Consider the following 16,393-nt stretch of genomic DNA (forward strand, 5'->3'; position numbering starts at 1 on the left):
CCGTCCTCGGCGCCAGGCCGACCGGGGGTTGCCGCGGGGTGTGACAGTGGTGGAGCGGAGCGGGTGCACCCCGCCGCGGAACCCACGACGAGCCGGACGCAGGACCGGCCGGCACCAAGCGAGGAGGCCCCGGTGACCACCCTCCAGCCGCCGCCGGGCGCCGAGCTGCTGGCCTCGCTGCTCGCCACCACGGCCGAGGACGAGCAGCCGGTGACCCACGTGCACTCGGTGCCGGTGCGCGAACGCCGCACGCGGCCCTGGCCCGAGTGGGTGAGCGAGCCGCTGCGCGCGCGGCTGCAGGACCGCGGGGTGACCGCGCCCTACGCCCACCAGGTGGAGGCCGCCGAGCTGGCGCACGCCGGCCGGCACGTCGTCGTCGCGACGGGGACGGCGTCGGGCAAGTCCCTGGCCTACCAGCTCCCGGCGCTGAGCCGGCTGGCCGAGGACCCCCGCGCCTGCGTGCTCTACCTCGCCCCGACCAAGGCCCTCGCGCGCGATCAGCTGGCGGCGGTGGCGACGCTGGCCGACCCCTCGGTGCGTCCCGCCGCCTACGACGGCGACACCCCCGGCGAGGAACGCGACTGGGTCGGCCGGCACGCCCGCTGGATCGTCACCAACCCGGACATGCTGCACCGCGGGATCCTGCCGGCGCACCAGAAGTGGTCGAGCACGCTGCGCCGGGTCGCCTACGTCGTCATCGACGAGTGCCACGCCTACCGCGGCGTCTTCGGCTCCCACGTCGGGCACGTGCTGCGACGGCTGCGCCGGATCTGCCGGCGGTACGGCGCCGAGCCGGTCTTCGTGCTGGCCTCCGCGACCGTCGCCGACCCCGCCGGGGCGGCCTCGCGGCTGGTCGGTGAGCCGGTGGTCGCGGTGACCGAGGACGGCTCGCCGCGGCCCGGGGCGACGTTCGCCCTCTGGGAGCCGCCGCTCACCGAGCACACCGGCGAGCACGGCGCCCCGCTGCGCCGGTCCGCGGCCGCCGACGCCGCGGGGCTGCTCGCCGACCTGGTGGAGCGGGGGGCCCGCACGCTGGCGTTCGTGCGCTCCCGGCGCAGCGCGGAATCCGTCGCCGACCAGGCCCGCCGGCTGCTGCAGGACCGCGGCCGCGGCGATCTCGTGCGCCGCGTCGACTCCTACCGCGGCGGCTACCTGCCCGAGGAGCGGCGCGAGCTGGAGCGGGCGCTGTCCTCCGGCGACCTGCTGGGGGTCGCGACGACCAACGCCCTGGAGCTCGGCATCGACATCGCCGGCCTGGACGCGGTGGTGCTCGCCGGCTACCCCGGCACCCTCGCCTCGCTCTGGCAGCAGGCCGGCCGGGCGGGGCGGGCGCAACGGGAGTCCCTCGTCGTCTTCGTCGCCCGCGACGACCCGCTGGACCACTACCTGGCCCACCACCCGCAGGCGGTGTTCGGTCGCGCCATCGAGGCGACCGTCACCGATCCGGCCAACCCCTACGTGCTCGGCCCGCAGCTGTGCTGCGCCGCCGCGGAGCTCCCGCTGACCCCGGCCGACCTGCCCGACTTCGGCGGCCCGGTGGCCGAGGCGCAGCTCGAGCAGCTGGTCGCCGACGGGCAGCTGCGCCGCCGGCCGGCCGGCTGGTACTGGGCCGGCCGCGGCCGCCCCGACGTCGACATCCGGGGCAGCGGCGACGAGCCGGTGGCGATCATCGAGGGCGCGACCGGGCGGCTGCTGGGCACCGTCGACGGCGGCGCCGCCCACGCGACGGTGCACGAGGGCGCGCTCTACGTGCACCGGGGCGAGACCTTCGTCGTCGACGAGTACGACGTGGCCGACGCCTGCGCCGCGGTGCACCCCGAGAGCCCCGAGTGGACGACCGTGGCGCGCGACATCACCGACCTGTCGATCGTCTCGACCGACCGCAGCCGCCGGTTGGGCACGGTCACCGCGCACACCGGCGTCGTCGACGTGACCAACCAGGTGGTGGCCTACCAGCGCCGCCGGCTCGGGACCGGCGAGGTGCTCGCCGAGTTCCCGCTGGACCTCCCGCCGCGGCAGCTGCGCACCCGCGCGGTCTGGCTGACCCTCAGCGACCGCGCCGTGGAACGCGCGGAGCTCGACGAGGTGGCGCTCCCCGGGTCGCTGCACGCCGCCGAGCACGCCGCGATCGGCATCCTGCCCCTGCTGGCGACCTGCGACCGGTGGGACCTCGGCGGCCTGTCGACGGCCCTGCACCCCGACACCGGGACGGCGGCGATCTTCGTCTACGACGGCCATCCCGGCGGCGCGGGCTTCGCCGAACGCGGCTTCGCGGTGCTGCGCGAATGGCTGCGGGCGACCCGGGCCACCGTGTTCAGCTGCGAGTGCGAGAGCGGCTGCCCGTCGTGCGTCCAGTCGCCCAAGTGCGGCAACGGCAACGACCCGCTGGACAAGGCGGGCGCGGTCCGCGTGCTGGACGTGGTGCTCGACGAGCTCGCCGTCGCCGCCGACCTCGTCGAGGAGCGGGCCGGCGCCGAGGAGATCGCCGTCGAGCAGCCCGCCGCCGAGAAGCCCGCCGCCGAGAAGCCCGTGGTCGAGGAGCCCGCGGTCGAGGCGGAGCCCGACCTCGTCTTCTGAGCCACCGGCGGCCGGGCCCTGGTCCGGCGCCACCGGGCCGGCCCGGGCCCGCGCGGTCGCCGTGCGCTCCCCGACCGGGCCCAGGTCCACCCGGACGCTGACGGTCACCTCGACGGTCCCGGCCGGATCGACCGCGCAGCGGTCCAACCGCGCGGCGTTCTCCGCCGCCACCTCCCCGGCCGCCCCGCAGGCGCTCGGATCGGCGAGCACCGCACGTGCGGCCGCGGCCAGTGCGGCCAGGTCCGCCGCGCTGCCGGCGCGGTGCCGGGCGACGGCGGCAGCCCCCACCAGCACCGCGGCCAGGCCCACCAGCGCGAGCACGCCGACGAGCGCGAGCACCCAGACCGTGGCCGACCCGCGCTCGCCGTCGCCCCTCACGGCGGCCCGCCCGCGCCCGGCTCGCGCTGCGCGACCGCCTCCGCCGAGACCCGCGTGCGCAGCGGCACCGGGCCCAGCGGCGCCACCTCGACGCTCACCACGACCCTGACGCGGTCCCCGGCGAGGCGGACGGCGGTGACCGCTCCGTCCGGGGCGATCCGGCCGGCGAGCTCGGCCACCACGGCGTCGGCCTCGCCCCGCGCGGCGGCGCGGGCGCCCTCCCGGGCGGCGTCGACGCAGCGGAGCTGGGCGCCCACCAGCGTCACCGCCGCGACCGCGCACACCAGCACGAGCAGCAGCACCGGCAGGACGACCGCGGTCTCGGCGGTCACCATGCCCGCCTCGCGACCTGCCCGCCGGCGACTGCCGCCCGGGAGGGAGCCCACGTCAGGCGAGCGTGGCCAGCGCGCGGTCGACCAGGTCGGTCAGCCCGTCGACGACCGAGTCGCCGGTGACCACCCGGAACAGGACCGCGGCGAAGGCGCAGGCCGCCACCGTCCCGACCGCGTACTCCGCGGTGCTCATGCCGGCCTCGGGCTCGGCGGCCAGCAGCGCGAGGCGGCGGCGGAGGGCTGCGCGGGGACCGCGCGGACGGGCCGGGCCCCCGTCGGGCGCGGGCTCGGGCACGGTCGCGGAACTGGTGGTCACGGTCGCCTCCTGGCGTCGGGGCCCGCGGCTCGGGCCGTGAACCGAGCCTCGGCGGTCCCGGTGCTCCGGCCCAGGCCCCGGGCGCATCTGTGGAGGGCCGGTGCCGCTGTGGATCCGCGGCGGCGCAAGCGCGGCACCAGTGCGGCCCAAGGGCCCGCGGGCAGCCTTCGCGGCGACCGCACTCCCCCGAGACGACCACGAGGACGCGCCATGGAACCGACCGTGCTGGACGACGGCAACGTACGGCTGGAGTTCACGACCACCGGCGAGGGCAGCGGCGGGCAGGTGCACGCGATGCTGGCCACCTACCGGCCCGGCTCCGACCTGCCCCCGGCCCACCTGCACCCCCAGCAGAGCGAGCGATTCACCGTGCTGGAGGGCGAGATGTGGTGCGAGGTGGACGGCGCGGCGACCACCCTGCGGGCCGGGGACACCGTCGACGTCCCGGCCGGGAGCGTGCACCGGATGCGCAACCCCGGCGCGGTGCGCGCCGTCGTCAGCTGGGAGACCCGGCCGGCGCTGCGCACGGGCGAGTTCCACCAGCGGATGGCCGAGGCGCGCGCCACCGGTGACCTCACCGCGGTGCTGGAGGTCGTCTCCGAGTTCTCCGACGTCTTCGTGCTTGCACCGCACCCCTGACCCTCACCCGAGGACGTCGCCGGCGATGCCGAGCACCAGCGGCGCGACCCCCAGGCAGACGAAGGCCGGAAGGAAGCAGGCACCGAGCGGGGCGAGCACCCACACGCCGGCCCGCTGGACGGCGGCCTGCGTCGCCGCCCGGGCAGCGGCCCGGGTCTCCGCGGCCAGCGTCCGCAGGGCACCGGCCACCGAGGCGCCGGACTCCCCGGCCCGGACGAGCACCCGCGCCAGCGGCGCCAGCTCCGGTGGTGCGTCGGCCCACGCCCGGCGGGGGTCGGCGCCCAGGCGGGCCACGGCCGCCACGGCGCGCAGCTCGCCGCCCAGCGGGCCACCCAGGGCGGTCCCCACCGCCTCGAGCGCGCCCTCGACGGGCAACCCCGCGGCCAGGCACACGCCCAGCAGGTCGCAGGCCGCGGGCAGGTCGCGCACCAGCGCCGCGCCGTCCCGGGCAGATCCGTCCTCCCGCCCGCGCAGCAGGCGGTCGACGACGACGGCGAGCACGCCCCCGGTGGCCAGCCCGACGATCCCGCCGAGCAGGAGCGCCACCGCGGAGCCGGCGGCCGCGGCGAGCAGCCGGCGCCGGAGCCGCTCGCGCGCGGCGTCCGGCGGCGGGGGTCCGGCACCGGGCGACGCAGCGGCGGGCCGGATCGCCGACCAGCGGGCCGCCCCCGCACCGCCGGCCGCGGGCCACAGGGCCAGCGCGGCGGCGAGCACCAGCAGCACCGCCCAGGGACGGTCCGTCGTCACGGCCGACGGCGGGTCACCGCAGCGCCCGCTGGACCAGCCGGCGCGACCAGGCCAGCCCCGCCGCCTCGAGCGCCACCCCGACGACCAGCAGCACCTGCCCCGTCCCGGTGGTCGTCAGCACCCGCCACGGGTCGGCGCCGACCCCGCTGCCCATGAGCAGGCCGAGCACCGGCAGGCCGGCCAGGACCGCGGCGCTCGCCCGCGGACCCGCCGTGGCGGCACGCAGCTCCTCCCGGTGCCGGGACCGCGCCCGCAGGTCGTCCTCGACCGCGGTGGCCACGGCTGCCAGGGAGCACCCGGTCCGCGCGCTGAGCCGGGTACCGGCGGCGATCCGGCCCAGCGCGGCACCCATCTCCCCCGGCACCTCGGGGAACGCGACGTCCGGCGCCCGGACCGCGCGGGCGAGGAGCCGGCCGGTGCCCGCGTCCCCCGTCGCGTGCTCGGCGGCCGCGGTGGCCTCCTCCATCGACCGGCCGCTGCGCAGGTCCGCGGCCAGCGCGCCGAGCCCGTCGGCCAGTCCGCGCAGGCTGGCGCCGGCGAGGGCATCGCCCCGGCGCGCGGCGTGCGCGCGGACGCCTGCGGCTGCGGCGGCGCCGGCGAGCGCCGCGACCAGGGGTGTGCTGACCAGCGCGGCGACCGCGGCCGCCAGAGCGGCCACCAGCAGGACGGGGAGGTCGGGCATCCAGGCGACGCGCGGGCGCGCGCCCGGACCGGTGCGGGACAGCCGGACGCCGGCTCCCCGCCCGGGCCACAGCAGCAGCGCTGCCGCGACCAGCAGCAGTGCGCTCATCTCCGGGCCGTCCCGTCCAGCAGCTCGTGCAGCCGGTCGGCCGCCGGGCACGGGCCGCCGTCGGCCCGCCAGCCGGGCTCCACGACCACCCGCTCCCCGGCCCGCCACAGCACCCCCAGCTCCTCCACCCGACGGCCCTCCGGGGTGCGCCCCAGGTGGACCACGACGTGGAGCGCTGCGGCCGCGAGGCTGTGCACCGCCGCGCGGTCCAACCCCGCCGCCACACCGAAGCGCCTCCAGCCGCGCCGGAACCTCCGCCGGCCGGTTGGCGTGCAGGGTGCCGCAGCCTCCGTCGTGGCCGGTGTTCAGCGCGGCCAGCAGATCGCCGACCTCGGCGCCGCGCACCTCCCCGACCACCAGCCGGTCCGGGCGCATCCGCAGCGCCTGCCGCACCAGGTCGCGCAGCGTCACCTGCCCGACGCCCTCCACGTTGGGGGGGCGGGTCAGCAGCCGGACGACGTGCGGGTGGTCCGGCGCGAGCTCCGGCGCGTCCTCGCAGGTCAGCACCCGTTCGGCCGGACCGACCTCGCCGAGCAGGGCCGAGAGCACCGTCGTCTTGCCCGAACCGGTCCCGCCGGTCACGAGGAACGCCCGGCGCCACCGCACGAGCGCCCGCAGCAGTGCCGGGCTCTCCCCGGGCAGCGCACCGAGCGCCGCGAGGTCGGCCAGGCTCCGGTGGCAGCGGCGCAGCACCCGCAGCGACAGGCAGGTGCTGCCGGCCACCGGTGCCAGCACCGCGTGCAGGCGGGTGCCGTCGGGCAGCCCGACGTCCACCCAGGGCGCGGCGTCGTCCAGGCGCCGCCCGGCGGCCGCGGCCAGCCGGACCGCGAGCCGGCGGACGGCCGCGTCGTCCGGGAAGCGCACCTCGGTGAGCTCCAGACCCGATCCGCGGTCGATCCACACCCGGTCGGGTGCCGCGACCAGCACGTCGGTGACGTCCGGCAGGCGCAGCAGGGGCTCGAGCGGACCGGCCCCGGCCAGCTCGTCGACGGCGTCGCGCACCGCCCGCAGCACGTCGTCGTCCCCGAGCAGGCCACCGCTCTCGGCGCGGACGACCGCCGCCACCTCGGCCTGGGTCGGCAGCCCGGGCCCCAGCGCCAGCCGCGCCCGGACCCGGTCCAGCAGCGCGGCGCTCACGCCGCGGCCTCCCGCACCCGGGCGAGCACCCGCCGGGTGACGCCACCCAGCGGCGTGCGGGGGGCGACGGCCGGCGGCTCACCCCGCTCGCCGCGCGGCACGGCGCTGCGGTCGTGCGGCAGCTCGGCCAGCACCGGCCGCCCCACCACATCGGCCACCTCGGCGGGGGCCAGGCCGCCGGCGACGGGCCGGACCACGAGCTGGGCCGCCGACCAGGGCGAGCCCGGGCCCGTGACCAGCACCCGGGCCGCGGTGGCCGCGCGCAACCGGGCCGGGACGACGAGCAGTGCCAGGTCGGCCTCGGCGAGCACGGCGTGCGTCGTCGCGCAGGCACCAGCGGGCCCGGGGCGGGGCAGGTCCACGACCACCGGGGAGCCCTCGGCGCGGGCCGCCTCCACGACCGCCCGCACCGCCTCCTCCGGCAGCGCGGGCCCGGCCGACCGGGCCGCGGCGAGGACGTGCACGCCGGCGACCTCCGGCAGGCAGGCCCGCAGGGCCTCGCCGGAGACCCGGCCCCGCAGGCCGGTCAGCTCCGGCCAGCGCAGCCCCTCAAGCCGCTCGGCCCCGAGCAGCAGGTCGAGCCCGGCGCCCCAGCCGTCGGCGTCCACGAGGAGGACGCCGGGTGCGGCCGCCACGGCCAGGGCCGCGGCGACGGTGCTCGCCCCCGCACCCCCGCAGCCACCGCCGACGGCCACGAGCCAGCCGCGGTCGACCGGCGTCCGGACCGCGGCGACCGCGCGGGACAGCAGCCACCCCTCGTCGTCGGGCAGCGTCGCGACCCGCTCGGCGCCGACCTCGACCGCCGCGGCCCACTCGGCGGCGGGCAGCTCACCGCGGGCGACCACGACGACCCCCGGCCGCCGCCCCAGCCCGCGCACGGCGGCCGTGCCGAGCACGTCGGCGCCGAGCAGGACCAGCGGGGCCTCTCGGTGTGCGCGCCGCAGCGCGGGGCCCCCGGCGGCGATCTCGGGCTCGGTGCCGGCGGCGGCCAGCACCCGCAGCAGGTCGTCGAGCAGGTCGTCGTCCCGGCTGACGACCAGGGGCCGCGGGGACGGATCGGGTGGGTAGGCAGCGGCAGGCACGGCGCCGAGCCCACCGGAGAGCGGGCGAACTGTGCCAGATCGGCGGCCGAACTGTGGATGACTCCTTCGGGTGTGGACGGCGCGCGCGATCTGTCCGCGCCGTGTGGCACCACTACCGTCATGCCTCGTGACCCGCGCCGCGGCGTTCTTCGATCTGGACAAGACGATCATCGCCAAGTCCAGCACCCTGGCCTTCGGCCGCCCGTTCTTCCAGGGCGGGCTGATCAACCGGCGGACGGTTCTCAAGACCGCCTACGCCCAGCTGGTGTTCTCCCTCGCCGGAGCCGACGCCCAGCAGATGGAGCGGCTGCGCGCGCAGATGACCGCCATGGTCACCGGCTGGGACGCCGCGACCGTGCACGAGATCGTCCGCGAGACGCTGCACGAGATCGTCGACCCGCTGGTCTACGCCGAGGCGGCCGACCTCATCGAGGAGCACCGGGCTGCCGGGCGGGAGATCGTCATCGTCTCCAGCAGCGGGGCGGAGATGGTGGCGCCGATCGGCGAGATGCTGGGCGCCGACCGCGTGGTCGCCACCCGGATGGTCGTCGAGGACGGCCGCTACACCGGCGAGATCGAGTACTACGCCTACGCCGAGAACAAGGCGGCCGCGATGCGCGAGGTGGCCGCCGAGGGCGGCTACGACCTCGCCGACTGCTACGCCTACAGCGACTCCGTCACCGACCTGCCCATGCTCAGCGCGGTCGGGCACCCCACGGCGGTCAACCCCGACCGCGGGCTGCGCAAAGCGGCGCTGCAGCACGGCTGGCCGGTGCTCCGGTTCGAGCGGCCGGTGAGCATGCGCGCCCGGTTCTCCGTGCCGACCACCCCGGTGGTCACCGGCGCGGCGGCGATGGGCGTCGGCGCCGCGGTCGTCGGGCTGGCCTGGTACGCCCGGCACCGGTCGGGCCGCGCGGTCCTGCCGGAGGCGTCGGGACCCGTGCCCGGTCGCCGGCGGCGCTTCGGGGCCTGACCCCCTCTCCCGGCGGGGCACCGGCCGGGACGTTCCCGCGTCGGCCATCCTGCGGACGTGCTCACCGCGGTCCTGGCCTGGCTCGCGGCCCTGGCCGTGTGCGTGGCGGCGGCCCTGCTCGGGCAGTCGGTGCGCACCGCGCCCCGCCGCCGTCGCAGGGGGCCGGCCGCGCGGCTGGGCCTGTTCCTGTCGCTGTCGGGGCCGTGGCTCGTGCTGCTCGCCGCCCTCGGCTGGGGTGCCGCGACCCGGGCGTGGGTGCCCGCCGCGGCCGGCTGCGCCGTCGCGGCGACCGCCGTCGCGGTCACCGGCCTGGTCCTCGCCCGGCGCTGAGCGCCGGGCCGCGGTCAGCCGCGGAGCAGGCTCTCGCAGATCGCCAGGCCCTCCAGGGCGCCGTGCTCGGTGGCCTGGCAGCAGTGCACCAGCCAGCGCGCCACGCCCGCGGGATCGCCGGAGGCGTAGCCGGCCAGCGCCTCGGCGTAGGCGTCCGCGCCCAGCTCGACGAAGCCGACCTCCGGCACCGAGACCGCCTTGGGGTCCAGCCCGCGGGCGACGCCGGTGAGCCGGCCGGCCGCGCGGGCCACCAGCCCGTCGGCCACCCCGAACGGCGCCAGCGCCGCGATCTCGCCGTGCACCAGCGCGGCGACGAGCACCGCGGGGACCGACGTCGTCGCCGTGACCAGCGAGAACAGCCCGGACAGCCGCGGCCCCGCGTGCGCTGCGGGCCGGCCCAGCTCGGCCGGGTCCACCCGGTCGCTCGCGGCGAGCACGTGCAGGCGGGCGAGCACCTGACCGGGCGCCTTGGGCCAGGTCTCGAGCATGCCGCCCAGGCCCGCGGACACCCGGAGCGCGCCCTGCACGACGGGGTCCTCGACGGCGCCGGCGCGCAGCTCGGCCAGGGGCACGTCGACCCCCTCGAGCGCGGCCGAGGCGCGGGCGCCGCGCAGCGCGGACTCGGTGCTCACCCCGGCCGACTCGCGGCGCAGCACCTTGTGGCTGAGCAACCGGTCCACGCCAGCGCGGGCGGCGTCGGCAGCGACGCGGACGCCGGGCAGCTCCAGCAGCGGCGCCAGCGGGTCCGGGGCACCCGGCCGGGCCGCGGGACGGCCGGCGCCGGGACGGACGGGGATGCTCACGTGATCTCCTCGCTGCGCGCGTCGGCGGGGCCGATCGGCGCTGCTGCTGTGCCGGTGCGTCGCGGCCTCGCTGGTGGGCCGCCAGGACGACGGTACGAGGCGCGGTCCGCGGATCGTCGCCCACCTGGCTACGCTCCCTCCCACCATGGCCCGCCCGCTGACCCTCCTGCTCGTCCGCCACGGGCAGAGCGAGTGGAACGCCGCGGGTCTCATGCAGGGTCAGACGCCGCACGTGCCCCTGACCGCGCTGGGCCGCAGCCAGGCCGAGGAGGCCGCGGCCGAGCTGGCGACCCTCTCCCCCGGCGCGCTCATCAGCAGCGACCTGCTGCGGGCGGTGCAGACCGCGGAGGCCTGCTCCCGCGCGACCGGCCTGCCGGTCGTCACGACGCCGTCGCTGCGCGAGCAGGGTTACGGCGTGCTCGAGGGCCGCCCGTCCCGGGAGCTGTGGGACGTCGTCGACTGGTCCGACGCGCAGTGGTCGGCCGAGGGCGGGGAGAGCCTGGCCGAGCTGCACGGCCGGGTCGCCGCCTACCTCAAGGACCTGTGCGCCGAGCCGCCCGCGGACGTGATGGCGCTGGTCACCCACGGGGACACGATCCGGGCGATCCAGGCGGTCGTCGCCGACCTGGGGCCGGACGCGATGCCCGCGGTCACGCCGCACAACGGCAGCGTCACCCGGGTGGAGTTCTGCCCGTGACGCCCGCAGCACCCACGGCACCCGCGGCACCCGCAACACCCGCGAGCCGGCCCGCATCCGCGACCTGGCACGTGCCCGCGGCCGGGGCGGGGCGCCGGTCCCGATGAGGACGACCGGCCCCTGGGAGTCGGTCGCGCTGCTCACCGCCCTCCCCGTCCCGGCGTCCGGGGCGCGCTCCACCCGCGGCGTGCTGCCGTGGGCCCCGCTGGTGGGGCTGCTGCTGGGTGGCGTCGCGGCCGCGGCCGGGGACGGCGGTGCACGCGTCGTGTCGCCGCTGACCGGCGCGGTGCTGGCGGTCGCCGCGCTCGCGCTGCTCACCCGGGGCCTGCACCTGGACGGGCTGGCCGACACCGCGGACGGGCTGGGCCCGCTGCGTGGCCGGGAGCGCGCGCTGCAGGTGATGCACCAGAGCGACGTCGGGCCGTTCGGCGTGGTCACGCTGGTGCTGACCCTGCTGCTGCAGATCGCCTGCCTCGCCGCGCTGCTCCCGCGCGACGGCGGCTGGCTGGTGCTCTGGGCCGCGGTCGTGGGCGCCCGGCTGGTGATGGCGCGCAGCGGGCTACCGGGCATCCCGGTCGCGGAGGGGTCCTCGCTCGGCCGCACGGTCGCCGGCACCGTCTCGCGCGCCTGGTTCGCCGGCGCGGCCGCCGCCACCGTGCTGCTCGCCGCGGGGGTCGCGGCCGCGCTGTTCGGGCCGGGGCAGGCCGCCGTGCTGCTCGGCTCGCTCGTGGCCGGCGCCGCGGCCGCCGAGGTGCTGCACCGCCGGGCGGTGCGCCGGCTCGGCGGCACGACCGGCGACGTCATGGGCGCCACCGCCGAGGTGGCGACGGCGGCGACCCTGCTGGTCGCCGCCGCCCTCTGGTAGCTCCGCCCTCTGGGGTTCGGCCGAAAACTCAGCGCCGGGACCTCAGCGCCGGGACCTCAGCGCCGGCGCAGCAGTCCGCCGACGAGCGAGCCGAGCCCGCCGGTAGCCGCCGGAGCGGCCCGGCCGCGCCGCATGCCGCCGCCGAGCGCGCCGCGCCCGCCGACCGCTCCGCGGGCGGCCCCGCGGCCGGTCCCCCGCGCGGGTCGTGCGGTCGTGCGTCCGCCGCGGACCGCTCCACGCGCGGCGCCTTCAGCCGTTCCCATCAGTCGTCCGAGGATGCTCATGGGCAGGTGGGTGCCCCGCCCGGCGGGACCCGATCCGTCCCGTCGCAGCGCCCCCGGCGTGGCGTGACGGGCGGTGGAGGAGCACGGACCAACCATCCGTGCCGGGGGGTCAGCCGGCGCCGAGGGCGTCGGCCATCCGGTGGTGCGGCACCGCCTCGGCGTGCCGGCTCTGCCGCTCCAGCGTGCGGGCCAGGGCCCGGCGGGCCCAGCCGTGCGCCGGCGCGAGCGCGACCAGCCGGGTGAGCGCGGCCTCGGCCCTGGCCAGCTGGGCGGAGCCGAAGTAGGCCCGCGCCAGCGCCTCGAGCGCCGCCTCGTTCTCGGGTGCGGCGTCGACGACGGGCTGCAGGATGCGCGCCGCCTCGTCGGGCCGACCCATGGACAGGAACAGGTCCGCGCGCAGGAACTCCGAGTGCAGGTCGATCTCGAACGGCTGCTGGTCCACGGCACCTCCAACGCCCGCGGGGGGCCGCGGCTTCCCCGGCCGACCTGGTGCTTCGCAGTCACCCCGCGCGACACGCCGGGAAGCCGCATCCAGGGCGCGGGGAGCGGCTGAAGACACGGGGCATCCCTCCCCCTCCCGAGGAGCTCGCCATGCAGCTTCGCCACCGCCCCACCCCCCGGACGACGGACCGCCCCGACCCGGCCCGCGCCACGGCCCGTGCCACGGACGCGCACGGCCGCAGCTACGACCCCCGCGTCTTCGCCGTCCAGCGGACCGGCGCACTCGTCGTCGCCGCCGTGATCCTGGTCTTCGGCGTGCTCGGCTTCGCCGGCGGCCTGGACTTCTTCTCGACCGACGGCGAGCCGATCCTGGGCCTGTCGTCCAACGGCCTGCTGTCGACGGTCTCCGTCGTCACCGCCGCCGTCCTGGTCCTCGCCGCGATGCGCAGCCCGCGGACGGCCTCGACGCTGATGATGGTCGTCGGCGTCCTCTTCCTGGTCTCCGGCCTGGCGAGCCTGGCGGTGCTCCGCACCGAGGCCAACCTGCTCGCCTTCGAGATCGAGAACGTCTTCTTCGCCGAGATCACCGGGCTGGTCCTGCTGCTCCTGGGCGCCTACGGCCGGGTCAGCGGGAACCTCCCGCCGGACAGCCCCTACGCCCGGCCGCGCCCGGGGAGCGACGACGCCGACGGACCGGAGTCCTACCCCTCGACGCCGGCCGAGTTCGCCGCCGAGCGCGCCATGCGCGAGGCCGAGATCGCCGTGGTCGAGCACCGGGCCACCGACGACCAGCGCCGCCGGGTCGAGGCCATGGCGCAGGTGCACACCCGGGGCGACCGGCGTCGGGTGTGGATGCAGTTCGGCTGACTCAGTCCTCGTCCGGCTCGGGGTGGCGGGCGCCGGCGGCGAGCCGGGTGCCGGCCGGCACCGCCGCCCGCCGGCCGACCAGCGCGATGTCCCCCTCACCCCCGACCTCGGCCGACGGGCCGATCTCGACGCCGTCGTCCAGCACCGCCCGGGTGACCCGCGCGCCGGCCCGCACGCGGACCCCGGGCAGCAGCACCGAGTCGACGACGACGGCGCCGCGCTCCACGACGACCCCCGGGGACAGCACCGATCCGCGCACCTCGCCCGCGACGCGGGTGCCGCCGGAGATCAGGCTCTCCTCGACCACCGCGCCGCGCAGCAGGCGCGCTGCGCTGTGCCGGCCGCCACGGGTGCGGATCGCCCAGGACGGGTCGTCGAGGTCCAGCGGTGGCTCCTCGCGGATGAAGTCCCGGTGCGCCTCCCAGTAGGCGGGGACGGTGCCGACGTCGCGCCAGTAGCCGTCCAGCGGCACCGCCCGGGCCAGGCCGTCGGCGGTCTGCGCGGGCAGCAGCTGCGAGCCGAGGTCGTCCAGCCCGTCCTCGCCCGCGTCCCGGGCCAGCGCCTCGAGCCGGTCCAGGGTCGGGCCGGGCGAGAAGACGAACACCTCGTTGGTGGCCGTCGTCGTCGCCGGCTCGTCGGGCTTGTAGGCGTAGCCGGTCACCCGGCCGCCCTCGCCCACCTCGACGATGCCGTAGCGCGAGGCGTCGTCGGGAGCCACCTCGGTGGTCACCATCGTCACCTCGGCGCCCGAGCCGAGGTGGGCCTCGGCGACCTCGCGGTAGTCCAGCTTGTAGACCGCGTCGGAGCTGACCACGACCAGCGCGTCGGGCGCGAAGGCTCTGATCAGCTCGGCCTGGCGCCACAGCGAGTCGGCGGTGCCGGTGTGCCACCCGCCGCGGTCGGTGCCCTGGAACGGCGGCAGGGTCAGCAGCCCGCCGGTCGTGCGGTCGAGGTCCCACGGGCGGCCGTTGGCCAGGTGCTCCGAGATCGAGGTCGGGTGGAACTGGATCGACACCCAGACGTCGGCGATCCCGGAGTGCAGGCAGTTGCTCAGCGGGAAGTCGACCAGCCGGTAGACCCCGGCGAACGGGACGGCGGGCTTGGCCCGTCGGTCGGTGAGCAGCTCGAGCCGGCCACCCGCTCCACCGGCCAGGACGAGGACGAGGATGCGGGGAAGCGCCATGAGCCGCCCCTACCCCGCCGCGCGCCGTCCCGACACGCGTCCGGGGAATCAGCACCCGGGCGATGCGCTTGCTCTCTGTCGTGCCCCCGTCCCGACGCCTGCCCCGCGCCCCCGCCTTCTGGTCGGTCGCCGTCCTCCTGGTGCTCATGCTGGCCGCGTCGGGCGTGCCCTCGCCGCTCTACCGCGTCTACCAGGACGAGTTCGGCTTCGGCCCCGGCGTCCTGACGACGATCTTCGGCATCTACGCGTTCGCGCTGCTGGCCTCGTTGCTGGTCGTGGGTGGCCTGTCCGACCACGTCGGGCGCCGGCCGGTGCTGATCGGGGCGTTCCTGCTCGAGGCGGTCGCCATGGTGCTCTTCCTGGCTGCCGACGGCGTCGGCTGGTTGCTGGCCGCGCGCGTGGTGCAGGGCCTGGCCACGGGCGCGCTCACCAGCACGCTGGGCGCCTCGCTGCTGGACCTGCAGCGCGCCGACCGCCCGATGGGCGCCTTCATCAACAGCGCCTCGCCCGGCCTGGGGCTGTCCGTGGGCGCGGTGGGCGCCGGGCTCCTCGTGCAGTCCGTGGCCAGCCCGGACACCTGGGTCTTCGCGGTGCTGGCCGTCGTCTTCGTGCTGGCCGCCCTCGGCGCCCTGCTGCTGCCCGAGAGCTCACCCCGCCTGCCCGGGGCCGTGGCGTCCCTGCGCCCGCGGGTGCACGTGCCACCGGCGAACCGGCGACCCTTCGTCGCCGCGCTGCCGCTGCTCGTGGCCTGCTGGGCGCTCGGCGGGCTGTACGCCTCGCTCGGCCCGTCGCTGGTCGCCGACGTCTTCGCCATCGACAACCACCTCGTGGGTGCGCTGCTGATCCTGGCGCTCAACGGCACCGGCATCCTCGGGTCGCTCGCGCTGCGCACCGCGGCACCCGAGCGCGCGATGCTCGTCGGCGCGCTGGTCTTCACCGCCGGCGTCCTCGGCACCCTCGGGTCGCTGGCCCTCACCTCCGCGCCGCTGCTGTTCGGCTCGGCCGTCGTCACCGGCTTCGGCTTCGGCGCGGCCTTCCTCGGCGCCGTCGCCACCATCACCCTCGGCGTCGCTCCCGGGCACCGCGCGGGGCTGCTGGCCGCCGTCTTCGTGGTCGGCTACCTGGCGTTCAGCCTCCCGGCGATCGCCGCGGGCATCGCGTCCGGGCACGCCGGGCTGACGGGGACGACGGAGGTGTACGGCGCGACCGTCGTCGTCCTGGCGCTGCTGGCCGTGACCGCCCTCGTGCGCGCCCGCCGGGCGGCCGGGTCGCTCGGCCCGGCCGCCACGGACGCGGAGCTGCGGGCTCCGGCTCAGCTGCCCGGGTAGGGCGTCGCCGTGAGCGCCCGGGCCAGGTGCGCGGCGTTCTCCGCCAGCGTCGCGGTCGTGGAGGCGACGGCCTCGGGCGTCTCGTCCAGGTCCTGGTAGTCGCGGCTGCCCATCGCCACGTCGTTCCAGTAGGTGCCGCCCTGCGACGGGATGGTGAAGCCGATGTCGTTCAGGCCCTGGAACAGGTCCGCGGTGATCTTGTGCGCGCCGTCCTCGTTGCCGACGACGGCGGTGACCGCCACCTTCCCGGCGACCAGCGGGCGACCCGAGTCGTCGGTCTCGGACAGCTCGCCGTCCAGGCGCTCGAGCACCCGCTGCGCGACGCTGCTCATGTGCCCGACCCAGGTGGGCGTCGAGACGATCAGGATGTCGGCGGCCATCAGCTGCTCGCGGATGGCCGGCCAGGCGTCGCCCTCGCCCATGTCGATCTCGACGCCGGGCTTCACGTCGTGGTCCACGACCCGGACGACGTCGCCGGTGACGCCGTGCTGTGCCAGCTGGTCGAGGACCTGGCGGGCGAGGAGCTCGCTGCTGGACGGTGCGGGCGAGGGCTTGAGGCTGCACACCAGGGCGAGGGCGCGCAGCGGCGGGGTGGGTGCGGTGTCGGTCATGCGGGGCGGGTGC

At 77.8% G+C, this 16,393-nt stretch carries 17 protein-coding genes and 1 pseudogene; 8 read left to right on the top strand and 10 right to left on the bottom strand.

Annotated elements, in window-relative coordinates:
* The first annotated feature begins 132 nt into the window (after positions 1-132).
* A complete protein-coding gene (locus JKP76_RS02650) occupies positions 133-2,577 on the top strand; it encodes a DEAD/DEAH box helicase (RefSeq protein WP_309229422.1) in 2,445 nt (814 codons plus the stop codon).
* Between the two features lie 45 nt (positions 2,578-2,622).
* Here JKP76_RS02650 and JKP76_RS23805 read toward each other — a convergent pair.
* The 3 genes and pseudogenes from JKP76_RS23805 to JKP76_RS22045 all read right to left on the bottom strand — a co-directional run.
* Positions 2,623-2,955, bottom strand: a pseudogene (locus JKP76_RS23805) (Rv3654c family TadE-like protein); the annotation flags it as partial.
* Positions 2,952-3,290: a TadE family type IV pilus minor pilin gene (locus JKP76_RS02660; protein WP_200491238.1), complete on the bottom strand. Its 339-nt coding sequence runs from the start codon at positions 3,288-3,290 to the stop codon at positions 2,952-2,954. The pseudogene JKP76_RS23805 and the gene JKP76_RS02660, both read right to left, overlap by 4 nt.
* Before the next feature lie 52 nt (positions 3,291-3,342).
* Positions 3,343-3,603, bottom strand: a complete 261-nt coding sequence (locus JKP76_RS22045; protein WP_309229420.1) for a DUF4244 domain-containing protein — start codon at positions 3,601-3,603, stop codon at positions 3,343-3,345.
* Positions 3,604-3,813: 210 nt separating this feature from the next.
* Between JKP76_RS22045 and JKP76_RS02670 the strand changes: the two genes are divergently transcribed.
* Entirely contained in the window at positions 3,814-4,242 is a 429-nt protein-coding gene (locus tag JKP76_RS02670; RefSeq protein ID WP_200489441.1) for a cupin domain-containing protein, read from the top strand.
* 3 nt (positions 4,243-4,245) lie between these two features.
* Here JKP76_RS02670 and JKP76_RS02675 read toward each other — a convergent pair whose 3' ends face one another.
* From JKP76_RS02675 to ssd, 3 genes are read right to left on the bottom strand one after another with little or no spacing between them, the layout of a single operon-like run.
* Positions 4,246-4,989, bottom strand: coding sequence for a type II secretion system F family protein (locus tag JKP76_RS02675; protein ID WP_309229419.1), 744 nt, complete (start codon positions 4,987-4,989; stop codon positions 4,246-4,248).
* A gap of 13 nt (positions 4,990-5,002) precedes the next feature.
* Positions 5,003-6,916: a TadA family conjugal transfer-associated ATPase gene (locus tag JKP76_RS20160; protein ID WP_309232817.1), complete on the bottom strand. Its 1,914-nt coding sequence runs from the start codon at positions 6,914-6,916 to the stop codon at positions 5,003-5,005.
* Positions 6,913-7,998 (bottom strand): septum site-determining protein Ssd, encoded by a 1,086-nt coding sequence (ssd, locus tag JKP76_RS02690; protein WP_309229418.1) that lies wholly within the window; start codon positions 7,996-7,998, stop codon positions 6,913-6,915. Before ssd ends, JKP76_RS20160 begins: the two co-directional genes overlap by 4 nt.
* 127 nt (positions 7,999-8,125) lie before the next feature.
* Between ssd and JKP76_RS02695 the strand changes: the two genes are divergently transcribed.
* Together JKP76_RS02695 and JKP76_RS02700 are read left to right on the top strand one after the other, a co-directional pair.
* Entirely contained in the window at positions 8,126-8,971 is an 846-nt protein-coding gene (locus JKP76_RS02695; RefSeq protein WP_200489444.1) for an HAD family phosphatase, read from the top strand.
* 57 nt (positions 8,972-9,028) lie between these two features.
* Positions 9,029-9,301 (top strand): hypothetical protein, encoded by a 273-nt coding sequence (locus JKP76_RS02700; protein WP_200489445.1) that lies wholly within the window; start codon positions 9,029-9,031, stop codon positions 9,299-9,301.
* 14 nt (positions 9,302-9,315) lie between these two features.
* On the opposite strand, the gene JKP76_RS02705 is transcribed toward JKP76_RS02700, so the two are convergent.
* Positions 9,316-10,104, bottom strand: coding sequence for an oxidoreductase (locus JKP76_RS02705; RefSeq protein ID WP_200489446.1), 789 nt, complete (start codon positions 10,102-10,104; stop codon positions 9,316-9,318).
* 145 nt (positions 10,105-10,249) lie between these two features.
* Between JKP76_RS02705 and JKP76_RS02710 the strand changes: the two genes are divergently transcribed.
* Positions 10,250-10,801: a histidine phosphatase family protein gene (locus JKP76_RS02710; protein WP_200489447.1), complete on the top strand. Its 552-nt coding sequence runs from the start codon at positions 10,250-10,252 to the stop codon at positions 10,799-10,801.
* Between the two features lie 103 nt (positions 10,802-10,904).
* The gene (locus tag JKP76_RS02715; protein WP_200489448.1) at positions 10,905-11,666 is read left to right on the top strand and encodes an adenosylcobinamide-GDP ribazoletransferase; all 762 of its coding nucleotides are present in this window, start codon (positions 10,905-10,907) and stop codon (positions 11,664-11,666) included.
* A 393-nt stretch (positions 11,667-12,059) separates the two neighbouring features.
* Here the strand turns inward: JKP76_RS02715 and JKP76_RS02720 are convergent, their stop codons facing one another.
* Positions 12,060-12,392, bottom strand: a complete 333-nt coding sequence (locus JKP76_RS02720; protein WP_309229416.1) for a tetratricopeptide repeat protein — start codon at positions 12,390-12,392, stop codon at positions 12,060-12,062.
* A 149-nt stretch (positions 12,393-12,541) separates the two neighbouring features.
* Between JKP76_RS02720 and JKP76_RS02725 the strand changes: the two genes are divergently transcribed.
* Positions 12,542-13,258, top strand: coding sequence for a DUF4383 domain-containing protein (locus tag JKP76_RS02725; RefSeq protein ID WP_200489449.1), 717 nt, complete (start codon positions 12,542-12,544; stop codon positions 13,256-13,258).
* A 1-nt stretch (position 13,259) separates the two neighbouring features.
* Here the strand turns inward: JKP76_RS02725 and JKP76_RS02730 are convergent, their stop codons facing one another.
* Positions 13,260-14,441 carry a glucose-1-phosphate adenylyltransferase family protein gene (locus JKP76_RS02730; protein ID WP_200489450.1) on the bottom strand — a complete coding sequence of 394 codons (1,182 nt, stop codon included), beginning with the start codon at positions 14,439-14,441 and terminating at the stop codon, positions 13,260-13,262.
* 62 nt (positions 14,442-14,503) lie between these two features.
* Here JKP76_RS02730 and JKP76_RS02735 point away from each other — a divergent pair, with 62 nt between their 5' ends.
* On the top strand, positions 14,504-15,769 hold the full coding sequence (locus JKP76_RS02735; RefSeq protein ID WP_200489451.1) for an MFS transporter: 1,266 nt from the start codon (positions 14,504-14,506) through the stop codon (positions 15,767-15,769).
* Here the strand turns inward: JKP76_RS02735 and JKP76_RS02740 are convergent.
* Positions 15,754-16,380, bottom strand: a complete 627-nt coding sequence (locus JKP76_RS02740) for a flavodoxin family protein (RefSeq protein ID WP_200489452.1) — start codon at positions 16,378-16,380, stop codon at positions 15,754-15,756. The genes JKP76_RS02735 and JKP76_RS02740 overlap by 16 nt on opposite strands.
* Positions 16,381-16,393 lie beyond the last annotated feature (13 nt).

The sequence above is a fragment of the Blastococcus sp. TML/C7B genome (assembly GCF_016612845.1).
Lineage (GTDB): Bacteria > Actinomycetota > Actinomycetes > Mycobacteriales > Geodermatophilaceae > Blastococcus.

What these genes read in the sequence shown, in the direction of transcription:
- JKP76_RS02660 (WP_200491238.1), bottom strand. Translation starts at nt 3,290, where the DNA reads ATGGTGACCGCCGAGACCGCGGTCGTCCTGCCGGTGCTGCTGCTCGTG.
- JKP76_RS02670 (WP_200489441.1), top strand. Translation starts at nt 3,814, where the DNA reads ATGGAACCGACCGTGCTGGACGACGGCAACGTACGGCTGGAGTTCACG.
- JKP76_RS02710 (WP_200489447.1), top strand. Translation starts at nt 10,250, where the DNA reads ATGGCCCGCCCGCTGACCCTCCTGCTCGTCCGCCACGGGCAGAGCGAG.
- JKP76_RS02715 (WP_200489448.1), top strand. Translation starts at nt 10,905, where the DNA reads ATGAGGACGACCGGCCCCTGGGAGTCGGTCGCGCTGCTCACCGCCCTC.
- JKP76_RS02725 (WP_200489449.1), top strand. Translation starts at nt 12,542, where the DNA reads ATGCAGCTTCGCCACCGCCCCACCCCCCGGACGACGGACCGCCCCGAC.
- JKP76_RS02730 (WP_200489450.1), bottom strand. Translation starts at nt 14,441, where the DNA reads ATGGCGCTTCCCCGCATCCTCGTCCTCGTCCTGGCCGGTGGAGCGGGT.
- JKP76_RS02735 (WP_200489451.1), top strand. Translation starts at nt 14,504, where the DNA reads ATGCGCTTGCTCTCTGTCGTGCCCCCGTCCCGACGCCTGCCCCGCGCC.
- JKP76_RS02740 (WP_200489452.1), bottom strand. Translation starts at nt 16,380, where the DNA reads ATGACCGACACCGCACCCACCCCGCCGCTGCGCGCCCTCGCCCTGGTG.